The organism is Blautia coccoides (genome assembly GCF_034355335.1).
In the GTDB taxonomy this organism is placed as follows: domain Bacteria; phylum Bacillota; class Clostridia; order Lachnospirales; family Lachnospiraceae; genus Blautia; species Blautia producta.
In genome coordinates this window covers 867,039-882,047 of sequence record NZ_CP136422.1, presented here as the reverse complement: position 1 = coordinate 882,047, position 15,009 = coordinate 867,039, and the positions used below count along the sequence as shown (strand labels likewise).

General features: G+C 48.5%; 8 protein-coding genes and 1 tRNA gene. 5 read left to right on the top strand and 4 right to left on the bottom strand.

Translation table 11 applies throughout. The features are described from left to right. Nucleotides 1-32: 32 nt before the first annotated feature. The 3 genes from BLCOC_RS03850 to BLCOC_RS03840 form a co-directional block, all read right to left on the bottom strand. A complete protein-coding gene (locus BLCOC_RS03850) occupies nucleotides 33-4,532 on the bottom strand; it encodes a diguanylate cyclase domain-containing protein (RefSeq protein ID WP_115624467.1) in 4,500 nt (1,499 codons plus the stop codon). Between the two features lie 223 nt (nucleotides 4,533-4,755). After that, complete coding sequence (locus BLCOC_RS03845) at nucleotides 4,756-5,592, bottom strand: MerR family transcriptional regulator (protein WP_165907291.1); 837 nt, start codon at nucleotides 5,590-5,592, stop codon at nucleotides 4,756-4,758. A gap of 77 nt (nucleotides 5,593-5,669) precedes the next feature. Further along, complete coding sequence (locus tag BLCOC_RS03840) at nucleotides 5,670-7,946, bottom strand: bifunctional diguanylate cyclase/phosphodiesterase (RefSeq protein ID WP_242999034.1); 2,277 nt, start codon at nucleotides 7,944-7,946, stop codon at nucleotides 5,670-5,672. Between the two features lie 189 nt (nucleotides 7,947-8,135). Between BLCOC_RS03840 and BLCOC_RS03835 the strand changes: the two genes are divergently transcribed. Continuing rightward, nucleotides 8,136-9,623: a GntR family transcriptional regulator gene (locus BLCOC_RS03835; protein WP_115624465.1), complete on the top strand. Its 1,488-nt coding sequence runs from the start codon at nucleotides 8,136-8,138 to the stop codon at nucleotides 9,621-9,623. Between the two features lie 45 nt (nucleotides 9,624-9,668). Here the strand turns inward: BLCOC_RS03835 and BLCOC_RS03830 are convergent. Next, nucleotides 9,669-9,742 (bottom strand) — tRNA-Arg (locus BLCOC_RS03830). 359 nt (nucleotides 9,743-10,101) lie between these two features. Between BLCOC_RS03830 and BLCOC_RS03825 the strand changes: the two genes are divergently transcribed. From BLCOC_RS03825 to asrC, 4 genes are all read left to right on the top strand, one after another. Further along, nucleotides 10,102-11,847 carry an ABC-ATPase domain-containing protein gene (locus BLCOC_RS03825; RefSeq protein ID WP_115624464.1) on the top strand — a complete coding sequence of 582 codons (1,746 nt, stop codon included), beginning with the start codon at nucleotides 10,102-10,104 and terminating at the stop codon, nucleotides 11,845-11,847. 248 nt (nucleotides 11,848-12,095) lie between these two features. Continuing rightward, nucleotides 12,096-13,109, top strand: coding sequence for an anaerobic sulfite reductase subunit AsrA (gene asrA / locus BLCOC_RS03820; RefSeq protein WP_115624463.1), 1,014 nt, complete (start codon nucleotides 12,096-12,098; stop codon nucleotides 13,107-13,109). Next, on the top strand, nucleotides 13,106-13,900 hold the full coding sequence (gene asrB, locus BLCOC_RS03815; RefSeq protein ID WP_115624462.1) for an anaerobic sulfite reductase subunit AsrB: 795 nt from the start codon (nucleotides 13,106-13,108) through the stop codon (nucleotides 13,898-13,900). The genes asrA and asrB overlap by 4 nt, the downstream gene beginning before the upstream one ends. 12 nt (nucleotides 13,901-13,912) lie before the next feature. Then, entirely contained in the window at nucleotides 13,913-14,881 is a 969-nt protein-coding gene (gene asrC / locus BLCOC_RS03810; protein ID WP_115624461.1) for a sulfite reductase subunit C, read from the top strand. The last annotated feature ends 128 nt before the right edge of the window (nucleotides 14,882-15,009 follow it).

The window sequence follows — 15,009 nt, the reverse complement described above, 5'->3', positions numbered from 1 at the left end:
ATCTCTGTTTACTGCTCACTGTCCGCTGTTCACTACTCACTGTCCAAAGTCCCGGAATTTGTACCGGGATTCCCTGTCTTCTGGTATTGTTTTTCAAACTCCGGCCTTGAAAGAGGTTTGTTGAAATAATAGCCCTGAATATAAAAGCACTCCAGGTTCTTAAGGATTTCTAGCTGTTCTCTATTCTCTACGCCCTCCGCAACCACTTCCATACACAATTCCTGGCAGAGCGTCAATATATTCTTCACGATAATACGGGCTTTTTCATTGGTGAGGAGATTATTTACCAACCCTTTGTCCAGTTTCAAATGATTGAAACGGATTGCTGAGAGGAAAGACAAATTGCTATATTTTGCCCCGAAATCATCCAGCGCGATGTTATATCCAGCCTGGCAGATCTGTTTTCCTATCTGTGCCACAGTATTGCGCTCTACTTCTCCCATACTCTCTGTGATCTCTATCTCCACATACCGCTTGTCCACACCATAACGGAAGATGATCTCCTCCATTCTCTCTATGAGCTGTTCTTCCAGAAGTGTTGCCCTGGAAAAGTTAAGGGAAACAGGAATCAGTTCTACCCCTCTTCTCTCCCACTCTTTCAGGATTTTGCATACTTCCTCAAAGACAAAGAAGTCTATGTAATGAATCAGGCCGGCTGTCTCCAGATAAGGGATGAATTTCCCCGGCGGTACAATGCCTTTCTTCGGGTCCTGATACCTCACCAGTGCCTCCGCGCCGCAGAGTGTGTTGTTATATGTATCAATCTTAGGCTGCAGGTAAACTGTAAATCTTCCTGCAGAGATCTCTTTTAACAATTCCTTCAATATCCCTGCGCTTCTGTGGACTTCCGCAAAAGGATGCTCATTATAATATTCCTGCTTTGCTATCATTCTGCGCTCATCCGCACTGGCGATAAGGAAATCCAGGCTGATGTCCGTATCTGACCAGGCACTTCCCACAGAAACACTGGCTGCCTCACGCATTCTCTCCCTCATCTTCTTCAGCCGCTTCTCAAAAGCGTCATGGGAAATATTCTCACTCACCAGTAAAAATTCATCTCCGGTAAAACGATAGACCCTTGCCGCAGGGAATTCCTCCTGCATAATATCCGCAGTAAACTGAATCACATTGTCGCCGTAGGCGTTTCCGTAAATCCTGTTGATATCCTTCAAACCATTGATGTCTACGGAAACAATCCCCAGTGAAATCAGGCTTTCCTCCCTGATAGCAGAGCAGAACTCCTTATAACTGTTCCGGTTCAGCACTCCTGTCAGTCCATCGTGGTGCATGAGAAACTCCTGCTCTTCCTGTAATCTGCGCTTTGTGAGTTCATTTGCCACAAAATACTGTATTGTAGTGAGAATAGTGGTATGCTCCGTATTCCTTTTGGGGTTGTCGATCTCCATGTAACCCATCCGTTTTTCGCCGTCCTCCAGGCTCACTAAATAGCAGGAGTCAATGCCAAGGCTCTTCATATTTTTATAAAGGCCGCTGCGCTTCTCTTTCCACTGTTCTATATCCTGTATTAATTGAAGCCTGCCTAATTCCTCCCATTTCCACCCGCCGGGGCTTCCAGGGTATAAATAAGGACTGCCGCTGACACCGGCGGAAAACATATCCTCTTTTTTCCACTCATACACTTCCCGGATTTTGCCGCTTTCCGGTTCACACTCGATCACATATGCCCTGTCCCCTCCATAATAGGAGGCCAGCGATCCCAGCACGTTTTCCAGTGCATGTCCGAAGTCAGCTGCACTGGTAAGTGCAAACATGCCCTGCAGCAATACCGTTTCTCCAGCGCTGCCAAGCTCTGTCTGTGCCGTATTCCGTAACGTGTCCGGAACCCCAGGATTCCCCGGCTCATATTTTTTTAGGTGATCGCTGTAGACGAAGACACCACTCCTGCCCATGGATATACCTGTTTCCAGGGCAGCTCTGGCCATCTGATACAGCCCCTGGAAAATATGCTCCGGACAGTTGTCAAAAATAATACCACAGGATACATTGACCGGATGGCTGATATTCGGAAACATATAGGGAAGGGCAATTGTCTTTATGACATCCTCTGCACACTGCCGCACGAACTCTGCCCTGGGATTGTTATACAAAAAGACTACAAACTCATCCCCGTAAAACCTGCCGATAATGGCATCCTCAATAAACCTCAATTTAAGCTGGTTGCTGATTTCCTTCAGCACATCATCCGCTGCCACATAACCAATTTCATGAACCAGTTTTGTAAAAAAGTCCACGTTAAATACCAGCAGGGCATAAGCCTGCCTCCTGCCCTGGTTTTTCAGCAGCGCATCCCCTATCATCTGTATGGCGGTCTCCTTGTTGTAGACGCCGGTCTGTACATCATACTCCGCACGGAACTTCAGGGCCAGCTCCAGATTTTTCTTCTCGTTGATATCCTCCAGTGTACCATAGACATATAGATCGCCGTTCTGCACATCCCGCACCAGACGTGCCACAGCATTGACCCAGGACAGTCTTCCGCTCCTGTCTTTCCTGCGGTACTCAAAGTTAATGACTGTACTGCCCTCTTTATACGCTCTGCACAGGGCATCTCTGCTCATCATCTTCTGCAGACGCAGTTTGTCCTCCTCATTGGCCATACTTTCATTGTGAAGCACCATCAATTCCTCATAAGTCATTCCCGGAGGATATTCCATGCGCACCTGGCCCTCCACGTACTCCACACAATTCTGGTCAAGATTACAGCGGAAACTGGCGATCACACCTCCGTCGTAGGTGAGCCTGAGCTGCATTTCCTGCTGGTAGACCATCTCCGCCTTTTTTTGTTTTGTAATATCCTCTCCCACAGCAACTGCGCAGCAGGGCCTGTTATTCTCATCACACAAAAGGGCATAGCTGACCCTCTCCCACCACCAGTAGCTTCTGTCCGCGGAACGTGTGAGAATATCTGCCTGTACATGGCTCTGCCCATTCTGGAGCCGGCTGTATAAATCCAGCAGGTCCTGTCTGCTCCTGGGATGTATATACCCATTCTCCAACAGCGCTTCCGGTGCATGTTCCAACTGCCGGAATCCGTGACTCTCCTGTGCGCCCTCCGTCAGAAACAGCGTGCGGGTCCTCATATCATATTCCCATACATTGATATGAGCTTCTTTCAGCGCTGCCCTGTAAACCATCTCCTTATGGGCCAGCTCCCTCTCCAGAGGATTCTCTGTCTGTGTATATCCCCTTGGAAGTATGGCCTGCGCCTCACGGGCCACTACCTGTTCCTCCGGCCGGTTCTTCCAGGCCCCGTATATACAGTATTGGCCCTTGCCGTTTTTCTTTGCCCGGTACATGGCTGCATCCGCTTTGGCAAACAGGGACATAAAATCCGTGCCATGCTCCGGATAAAAGCTGACACCAATGCTGCAGCCGATACTACAGGTGTTCTCGCCATTGGTGTAATGGTCAAATATATTCCGTATGGCATTGACCTTTGCTTCAATAACGCTGTTCTTCTGAATATTGGTCATGAAGACCACAAATTCATCACCGCCGATGCGTGCCACAATATCCTCATGCCTGAATATTCCCCGAAGGCTGCCCGCAGTCTCGTTGAGAACCTTGTCACCGAACAGATGGCCATAGGTATCATTGATATGCTTAAAATTGTCCACATCGATCAGCAGCATGGCTGCCGGATCATGTCCCTGCTGCATATACTGCTCTGCCCTCACCTCGCATTCCCGCCGGTTCAGAAGACCGGTAAGGGGATCCAGGGCAGCGGCTTTCCTGGCTTTGATGATCTCTTTTTTTCTCTGGTCAATATCTGAAATGATACCCAGTATCTTCAGAAGCCTCCCATCCCCGTCCCTGAGCGCTGTGGCATGGACATCCACCCAGAGATAAGAACCATCCCTGGATTTGAGACGGTACTCACATTCCATCTTGTCATTCCCCTTTAAGATGGCTTGAAATCCGCCCCGCAGCCCCGCCTTATCTGCCTCATATACAATATCTGTGGCAAACATAGAATCCGGAAAACCTTCTGCCGGAATCTGATATCCGAATTTCTTCTCAAAGTTAGGAGAATAATATATCTCATAGGTGACACAGTCCAGCTCAAAGATAATATCCTGCATCTGTGAGAGCACGATCTCATACCTCTGCTCACTGATAGCAAGCTGACGCTGTGCCTCCTTCTCCCTGCTGATATCATGGAAGATACAGTGAAACCAGCAGCCCTCTTCTTTATTCTCCATAACCTCCGCGCTGATCCATGCCCAGCAGATAGTACCGCCTTTTTTGACCAGACGGTTCTCATACATGAATACGCTGCCGTTCTTCAATTGTCTGCTGATTTCCCCCATGACCATTTTCCGGTCCCCTTCATAGACCGCATCCAGAATATGGTTGTGGAACCGTTCTGAAAATTCTTCCCTGGTGTATCCCAAAAATTCAAACAGATGATCGTCTGCATCTATCAACGTAAAATACTTGTCATACCGGCAGTTAAATACCCCTCCGCCGATTTTGCTCTTCCCGTCTGAGCTGTTCGCTTTTTCATTCATCCCGATCGGCCTCCTTCTGCCTTCAGTACCCTTTTCCCCAACGCCTGTTCTTATACTCTATTGTATTACAATCCTGCCGTTTTTTAAACTTTTATGGCAAAATCTGTAATATTTTTCCATATTCCGATGCCGGGTGTCGGTAACTTACAGAAAAAAGCTGCCGCACAATTGGCTTCATGCAGCAGCTTCTTTCTGTCAGGCTCAGCCTGCCGAGGGATTTCCTCTATATTTTATCAGTGTTTTCTTCCGTCAAAATGGTCACCTGGGTAATATAATGTTCCATATCCGAGACTGCTATTTCATTCATCCCGATCTCATAGGCATATCCTGTGAGCCTGTAACCATGCTTCTGCGCAAACTCCAGCATACGGCTGTAAAGCCCGGGAAGCTTTTCCCAGCTCCCTATACTGATGCCCCGCAGATAAGTCCCCGGCGGCTTTCTGTAAAATCCCTCCACCTCTGCGAGACTCTCCAACTGGGTATATAACCCGTCGTAGATTTGAAACTCCCCGTGCCGAATCTTCTCCGCAGACAGTAAGCTGCCACAGCTTGTCTTATATTTGCTCAGATCCCATGCCTTCTGCAGATGTTCCAGCAGTGTGCTCATATCAGCAAACTCCCCCTGCTGGACCTGAGAAGACAACGGTGTTATAAAAAGATACTCCTCCTCACAGTGGATCAGATCGATCTGTCCGTCCCTGACCTCCATACTGAGACGCAGCATTTCCTGTTTTTTCTTTAAAACATTCCGCAGAGTCTCCAGGTTCTGAATGGTCTCTTCGATCTCCCCTACTTTTTTCTCCGAGAGTTCTATGAACCTTTGGGCTGTGGGACGGTTCAGGTATTCTTTGATCTCCCCAATGGACATATTCAGTTCACGGAGCGCCAGTATGCTTTCCAGCTCTCCGCTCTGCTGATAAGTATAATAGCGGTACCCGTTCCTGCCTTTGTACGCAGGTGAAAAAAGGCCGATATCATCATAATAGTGAAGGGTCCGTTTATTTAAATGATGCAGCCTGGCAAACTGCCCGGCTGTAAATAATATTGAATTTTGAAACATTTCCAATCCCCCTGACACGTTATCCGTTTTCTCTATAGAATGACTATACCACGTTATGAACAGACCCAAAAGAGTCATCAGCACATATATTTTTTCTCAAATTCATCAGCCGGAATGGGCTTTGAGTACACATACCCCTGTATCATATCGCAGTTTACCCGCCGCAGATATTCCACCTGTTCCGGCTCCTCTATCCCCTCTGCCACAGTCTCTACATTCAGCTTCTTCGCCAGCTCCATCAGACAGGCGATCACATCTCTTGCCTTCTCACTGTGCATATCCAGAAAGAAAAGCCGGTCCAGCTTCAACGCATCCACATCAAATTCCTTCAAGAGTCCCAGGGAGGAAAACCCGGATCCGAAATCATCCAGAGAGCACCTGAATCCCAATTCATGCATCCGGCGGATGCTGTCCTTCACCACATCTATCTGCTCCTCATCCAGGAATATGGATTCTGTCAGCTCAAATTCCAGCAGCTCTTTTCTGACCTTGCAGCGCTCGGCTATGGCGGAAAACTCACTGAGAAAATCCGGTTTCCTGAAATGCTGTCTGGACAGGTTCACAGAGACAGGTATCTGCCGCCTGCCCATGTTCTCCCACTTTGCCATAAGTGCACATACTTCCTCAAATATATACATATCAAGTCTGCATATCTTTCCGTTTTTTTCAAAAAGAGGAATAAAATCTGAGGGGAAGATCACACCTTTTTCGGAATGCTGCCAGCGCACCAGTGCCTCAGCCCCCACAGCCTCGCCTGACTTTGGGCTGACCTTTGGCTGAAGATACACCTGAAACTCATGACAGCGAAGGGATTCCTCAAACAAAGCGTTCATCTCCTCTTCCCACTTCAGGCGTTTTACAATTTTCTCGTCGTAAAAGACACAGTCTCCCCCCGCCTCTTTTTCACCGCTCTGTTCAGCCAGGCGCGCATGGTCCTGTAAAATGGTAATCTCCTCGCCGGGATCGCGGATCACGCAGGCCCCCTGTCGGAATACAATAGGATAGCGGGGGACTCCCTCCTGGGAAGAGGAATTTATTTCCTCGGTCATATCTTTCAGCCTTGTCCGGATAGATTCAGGCTCTGCATCCCGCAGACACAGGAAAAAGCTGTCAGATTCATTCCTGGAAACAAATTCATTTTCGGATGGTCTGATATGACACTGCAGTACATGATGTATATACCGCAAGGTGGCGTTGCCCGCCTCGGTACCGAACCTCTCATTGATCATTTTAAAGCCTTTTACATTCATCATGACAATGGAATAGGCCGAAGGCTCCATTTTACTTGCCAACTCCTCGTATTTCAGGCAGAAAGCCGCCTGATTCATCCCTCCGGTGACACTGTCTTCAAATGCATACCGCTCCAGTTCTCTTCTCCCCGTATTGAAAAAGCGGTAAACATTTACAAGAAAGATAAGAAACACTGCCATGACAAATATAAGGATCAGGAAAAACCTCCATATACTCCCCTCTGAGTTGCCCGAGATCAGATCAGCGGGTATGATGGTCAGCAAAACCCAGTCATTGATCCCAAGCACATCATAAGACAAAAACAATTCCTCCTGAAGGGGAGAGGTAAATTCCAGGATTCCGCCCTTTCCCTTCTGCATATTCCTCCGCATCTGCCCAATCTCAGACAGGAGCTTCTCGTCTTTATTCTCCTTGAAAATATCATCCAACTGCAAAAACGGCTTTAAATCAGTGGGGGAAAGGATCACTTCTCCGCTGCTGTCAATGATACAGCTCAGACTGTTTCCGTCAAAGCTTTTGGATGCGATCATATCCTGCATTTTTTCCTTGCTGCGGGTGCCCACCATGACATACTCCACGGACATATCCACATAAACCGGTACCGAATAGATGATCTCCTGGCCTCCAAGATAACTGGTTCCTGCTTTACCGTCAAAGGATTCCCTGACACAGTCCAGTTTTGCGATTTCTCTCAGCTCTGTCTCATCTATGGTATCGGGAAGTGGCGTATGTATCATTTCTCCCTGCCTGTCAATGACTGTCAGAACATTGAACTCCAACAGTCTGGCCTCCTGTTCAAGAAACTGTACAAGCCCGCCCTCGTCTTCCTCTGTTCCCGAAAGACTGCTCACTACAAAATCCGCCGTCATGGCCAGATCCTGAGATTTATGATGCATGGTATTTCCAATCTCACCCGCCATATGGGTGGTCACATCCTTCAGATATTCCTTGGTGCTGCGGGCCAGCACTTTCTGAAGCCCAACAGCATTCCATACGGTAATGATCAGTGTTATCAGGATAACTGCCGAAATAATCCACACCTGCATCCCGCTTATAAAAAAAGGACCCTGATATGCAGAGCCTCTTGTTTTCCTTCGTCTCATAGCCTCATACATACTCCTGCTATAACTGCCGAATGTTTTCCGATGGTCAGCGCAGTACATGCGCAGACCTGCTGAATGGTCAAAATCATTTTACTATAATTTGATTTTGAAGTGCAATCTTATATTTGTGTACGTATGCATATAGTATTATAATATTAGATATACTTACCGTATAAAGGAGACTTTGCCATGGAACAGAAAAACAGATTATTCGATTTTTTGTATCAAAATCTAAAGGAGCAGATCGAGACCGGAATCCTGCCCTACAAAAGCGCGCTGCCGTCCATGAGCCAGCTCTGCGAAATATACCATGTGGGAATGCGCACAGTCAGAGAAGTGCTGAAAGCCCTGGCACAGGAAGGGATGATACAGACAGCCGAACGAAAGCCCTCCCGTGTCATATACAAGCTTACAGAGATGCCTGAGACAGACTCTGCCCTTGAGCCGTCCGTGCGCACAGCCCTGAAAAACAAATCCTCTATCCTGTCTGTGTACGAGACCATGACTATCCTGATGCCTCCCCTGCTCGCCTTCTCCGCCCAGGTCTGCAGTGAAGAAAAAATGCAGCACTGCCTCTGGATCCTGGAACATGAGAAAATAGCCCGCAGAAACAAATGGCAGACTTACTCCTGTTTTCTCCATGAAATCCTCTCCGCCTCAGGAAGCCTGCTGTTCCGGGATCTGTATATCAGTCTTGAACTCTATGCCCACATCCCATTTTTCTGGGAACACAGAGATTCCATTATCAAGCCGGAAGAAAACAGGAGAAAATGCTCTTATTGGGAAAACGGACTTCTGAGACCGGAAAATGCGGAGGAAGCTCTGCGCTATTTTACCGGGCTCTACCGCTTCACAACAGATAGGATAGAACAATATCTGGACAGGCTTTCACTGGAATATCCACAGGTACAGACAGTTGATAAAAATATATACTCCTGGAATGCAGACCTGGGCCGGGACCATTATTATATGCAGATTGTCCGGGATATCATTGATAAAATAGGGATTGGAATCTATAAAGACAGGCAGTTTCTACCCTCAGAAGAGACTCTGGCACGCCACTATCAGGTCTCCGTTGCCACCATACGAAAGTCCCTCTCTGTCCTGAACCGGCTGGGCTTCTGCAAAACCTATAATGTAAAGGGAACGCAGGTGACTCTTTTTAATGATGATGCCACGTTATCCTGCATGAAGGACAAAAATTACAAAAAGGATACGCTGCTGTATCTTAGCGGTCTCCAGTTCATGGCTCTTGCCGTCCCCCCTGCCGTCAGACTGACTTTTGACCGGATAACAGAGGATGCCATACATTCACTGGAAGAAAAATTCAGGAAACCCAATGCCATTCCCCTTGATCTGATCATGGACTGTATCACCCAACAGATGCCCCTTTACCCCTTCAGAGTCATTTTGAAAGAGGTGAGAAAGCTGCTGCACTGGGGATACTATTTTTCTTTCTACGCAGAGGGCAGCCAGATGTCAAATACTATAAATCAGATGGGACTGCAGGCTTTTAAGTATCTTCGTGAAAATGACCGGGCTGCCTTCGCCAAACAACTGAGTGCCTGCTACTGCTATCTACTGACCTTTGTCCGTGATTTCATGAAAGACTGCGGACTCCCCGAAGCCGGCAGGATCCCTGAACCTGATCTGTCCTTTATCCGATTTTATATCTGAACAAAAAGAAACCCTTGTAAAATCTTCATTTTACAAGGGTTTTGACGTGCGCGAGAGGATTCGAACCCCCGACCTTCTGGTCCGTAGCCAGACGCTCTATCCAGCTGAGCTACGCGCACATCCAATATTGATTGGATAGGTATTTATTTGTTATTGCCTTAGCAACGAAATTTATTATATCTTATGGTGCGAAAAATGTCAATAGGTTTTTGAATTTTTTTTATTCCTCTTTGCTTGCCATTTTACTACTCACAGCTCTGCAAAAAACGCAGTTCTGTGAACAGCAACGCGCTTCGCGATGCACAGATACGGAGCATTCTGCCCCATATCGCGCTGGCCGCCTCGGGATTTTCATGCGCAGGCGCATAAAAACACCTTGCGGGCCAGTGGCTGTGAATAGTGGCTTGCCATTTTTCAGCGGATTGTTTATATTAGAAGGTAAGCGCAATCTACATATTTATAAAGGAGAGATCATCTTATGAAATCATCATCAGACCTGAAGACCATGCTGGCCTCCATTCACCGGAAAAGTTATCCCGCCTACAAGGACTTACGGGGTATCTATTCCTTCGGCGATTATACATTATCCATCGACCATGTACAGGGTGACCCCTTTGCAGCCCCCTCCAGCCTGAGCATAAAGATTCCCCTCAAAACGGCTGGTTTCCCCTCCCATTACTATAGGGAAAAGCATACCCGAATTGCCCTTCAGGACTATCTGAATAGACAATTTGAACAGCAGGTGTACCATTTCAGCTTTAAGGCCAAAGGCTCCGGCAAGAGCGGACTCATCTCTGTCAGCCGCTGCGGCCAGGAGATCCTGGACAGAACCGCCTGTGAGATCACCGCATCGGATCTGACGGCCCGCTTTACCGTAGGTTTTCCTGCAAATGGCAGAACTATCAATGCGCCGGAACTGGAAAAGATCCTGTTTGAATTTCTGCCGGTATGCGTGCGGAAGTCCTTTCTGTACAAAAACCAGAACGCAAAGACCGTGGAGAGCGTCTTCTTTCTCGCAGAGGACCAGCAATACATCCGGGAAGAACTGGAGAGCCGGAATCTGGCCGCTTTCGTGGCTGACGGCGCCATCCTGCCAAGACAGAGCGGTGTATCGGACAAGCCGCTTGCTGACTGCGTCCCCTTCTCTTCCCCGTACTCTATGCGCATTGAACTAAATCTTCCGCACAAAGGAAAGATCACAGGCATGGGCATTCCAGTGGGCATCACCCTGATCGTAGGCGGCGGCTACCACGGAAAATCCACCCTGCTGAACGCCCTGGAATCCGGGGTGTACAACCACATCGCCGGTGACGGAAGAGAATATGTCATTGCGGACCAAACAGCAGTGAAGCTGCGCTCTGAGGATGGACGTTTTGTTAAGGATGTGGATATCTCCATGTTCATTAATGACCTTCCCAACAAGAAAGATACCCACTGCTTTTCTACCCCTGACGCAAGCGGCAGCACCTCCCAGGCCGCGGCTATTGTGGAGAGCATGGAGGCAGGTTCCCGTCTGTTTTTCATTGATGAAGATACCTCTGCCACGAACTTCATGGTGCGTGACACTTTCATGCAGCATGTGATCAGCCGACACAAAGAACCTATCACCCCGTTTTTGGAGCGCGCCGGGGATTTATATGAAAAGGCAGGAATCTCCACCATCCTGGTGGCGGGCAGCAGCGGTGCCTTCTTCCACATTGCTGATACTATTATCCAGATGGACTGCTACCGCCCTGTGGACATAACAGATTCTGTAAAAGAACTGTGTAAAGACTTTCCGCTGCCCCCGGCAGATACCCCTGCGTTTATCCTTCCGCAGAGCCGCCGAGTTATGAGCACCCCTGATTTCCGGGAGCCTCAGGGACGCAGAGGCGGCCGCGGGGCAGAAGGAAACGGACACGGACCAAGAGAAAACCGAGGGTTAAAGACTAAGACACATGACCGCTACACCTTCTCCATCGGCAAAGAATCCGTGGACCTGCGGTATGTGGAACAGCTCACTGACTTTGAACAGACGGCTGCCCTTGCCTCCATCCTGCGCTACGCATGTGAAAACCTGATCGACGGTAGAAAAACCCTGGATCAGGTGGTGAAGCTGCTTCTGCATCAGCTTGAGACGAAGGGCCTCTCCTCTGTCTGCGGAACCTCCTACACCCCATGCGGCCTTGCCATGCCCAGACCCCAGGAGATCTATGCCTGTTTTAACCGTTTCAGAAGGCAGTAGAACAGACATCCGGCCTTCATGACAACAGGATACGGCAGGAAATTGATCAATCTACAAAATATTTCATAAAAACGTGAGGTTCATCACGGCATTGCCAAAATGCTGCGGCTATACTTATCTGCATAAGCAATGGAAACCTTCCGGTACCTATAGGAATACTGGATCGCTGCGTGTTATCTTTCCATTGTCACAGAACGAGTGAGGCCGCAGTTTTGCGCCCTCACACCATTTATGAAAGAGGTGAAATTATGGGTTATTGTTACAAGACGCAGGATCTACAGCAAGTCTTTTCTGCTCTTACAGAAACTTATGACCTTTACGCTCCCAAACTTTTTCTGAAAAAGGGAGCCTTTTCCGACACGGATCTGGTCCGCTATGGCAGGATCACTTCCCCTGAGGAAATCGTATTAGACAGGAAATCCCGCTTCTCTCCCAAAGAAGTGCTGCTTCCCATTTCCCAGACCTTATTCTATTTCACAGAGGACAAAGTGACAGAACCGAATCCCCCCAAAAAGGACGCGGTCATCTTCCTTAGAAGCTGTGACCTTCACGCAGTGCGCCGCCTGGATCATATATATCTGGAAAACGGCCCTGAGGATTCCTACTACAGACAGCTCCGGGACCATGTAAAATTTGCCCTTCTTGGCTGTCCCTCCTGTTTTGACTCCTGTTTCTGCGTGGATATGGGGACAAACAAAAATCTTGATTATGATTTCAGTCTGGATCTTACAGGAGATACCTGGAAAACAGACGTCAAATGGCCGGAACAGGAAGCGCTTTTCCAAAAGTATTCCGTTTCAGAGGAATCTGTCACCCCCTCGTTTGTGACAGAGACAAAAACCCGTGTACATATTCCCGAAAGCCTCACTGCCAAAGCCGCCAAAAGCTCCATCTGGAAAGAATACGACAGCCGCTGCATCAACTGCGGACGCTGTAATTTCTCATGTCCTACCTGTACCTGCTTCACCATGCAGGATCTGTTCTATACAGACAACGGCAAGGTTGGCGAGCGCCGCAGAGTGTGGGCCTCCTGTATGGTGGACGGCTACACGGACGTAGCAGGCGGAGGAAGTTACCGTAAAACCAACGGGGAACGTATGCGCTTTAAAGTCATGCATAAGGCACTGGATTTCAAACAAAGAGCAGGCTATCAGATGTGTGTGGGCTGCGGGCGCTGCGATGACGTCTGTCCGGAGTACATCTCCTTCTCCCACTGCCTGAACCGACTGTCCGATGCCATGAAGGAGGTGGAAGACTTATGACAAAAAATGAATATATTCCTTTCCGCTCTGAAATAAAAGATGTCATACGCCACACAGATATAGAGTATACCTTCCGCATGGAATACACAGGTGATGTAAAACCCGGACAGTTCTTTGAGGTATCCATCCCCAAATTCGGCGAAGCCCCTATTTCTGTCAGCGGCGTTGGGGACGACTTTGTGGATCTGACCATCCGCCGTGTAGGTAAAGTCACAAATGAGGTATTTGAACAGTATGAAGGGGACACCCTGCTGCTACGCGGACCTTACGGAAACGGATTCGACCTGGAAGATTATAAAGATAAAGAGCTTGTCATAGTAGCAGGCGGCACCGGTGTCTCCCCTGTCCGGGGCGTGATCGACTATTTTGCCCGCAACCCCGAGGCCGCAAAGAGCGTCACTGTCATTGCAGGCTTTAAAACACCCAATGATATCCTGTTCCGCCGTGATTTAAAGCTCTGGGAGGAGAACCTCAGCCTGATCCTCACAGTCGACAGCTGTGAAGGCAATCCTTCTTATAAAGAAGGCCTTGTAACCGCCTATATCCCCGGTCTGGAATTTGAGCACATGGAAGACGCCTGCGCCATTGTCGTAGGCCCTCCTGCCATGATGCGCTTCTCCACCATGGCCCTTATGGACCGAGGCTTAAAAGAAGAGCAGATTTGGATCTCCCAGGAACGCAAAATGTGCTGCGGTCTTGGAAAATGCGGCCACTGTAAAATCAATGATGTCTATGTATGTCTGGACGGCCCTGTTTTTAACTTTACTAAAGGCCGACAGCTGCTGGATTAGGAGGTGCAGGGAATGGATGTCAATACAAAGGCTTTAAAGAAAAACGCGTTCCGCGTCACAAAAGAGCGCGGCAAAACAGCCTCCCGTGTCCGTGTACCGGGTGGTCATATGGATGCCTGCTATCTATCCATGATACAGGATATTGCAGAGAAGTATGGAAACGGAACCGTACACATCACCAACCGCCAGGGCTTTGAAATCCCCGGCATAGACTACGCTGATATGCCCAAAGTGAATGAAATGCTCCAGCCCATTATCGAGGGACTGGACATCAACCAGACCGACCCCGGCACCGGCTATCCGGCCTCAGGAACCAGAAATGTGAGCGCCTGTATTGGAAACCGGGTATGTCCTTATGCCTGTTATGACACCACGGCATTTGCAAAGCGAATTGAAAAGGCAATCTTCCCCAATGATCTGCATTTCAAGATTGCTCTCACCGGATGTCCAAATGACTGTGCAAAAGTGCGTATGCATGATTTCGGCATCATGGGCATGACCCTCCCGCGCCTGGATCCTGAACGCTGCGTAAACTGCGGTGCCTGCGTCAAATACTGCCGCCGCAAATCCGTGGAGGCACTGGAAACAGTAAATTACCGTCCAAAGAGAAACGAAGAAAAGTGCATCGGCTGCGGAGAATGCGTTCTGAACTGCCCTGCTTCCGCCTGGACCAGGGATGAAAAGAAGTATTACCGCCTTACACTTCTGGGACGTACCGGAAAAAGGAATCCGCGTCTGGGTGAGGATTTCATCAAATGGGTGGATGAGGACAGTATCATTAAGATCATACTGAATACCTACAAATATGTGGAGCACTATATCGACCGCTCCGCTCCCGGCGGCAAGGAACACATCGGATATATTGTGGACCGGACCGGATTTGAGGAATTTAAGAAATGGGCCCTTGACGGCGTGCAGCTTCCTGAAATCGCAGAGGTCACCACTCCTATGTATTGGAAGGGAGTCCACTATACAAAATAACGCTCTGACATGAACAGGGGGGATGCTGCACGAAACACTCGTGCAGCATCCCCCTTCACTGTATCATGACCGAATCTTCAAAAAATTTTATTATCCGAAATGAAATTGTTCCTCCCGCTGGGCTTTCC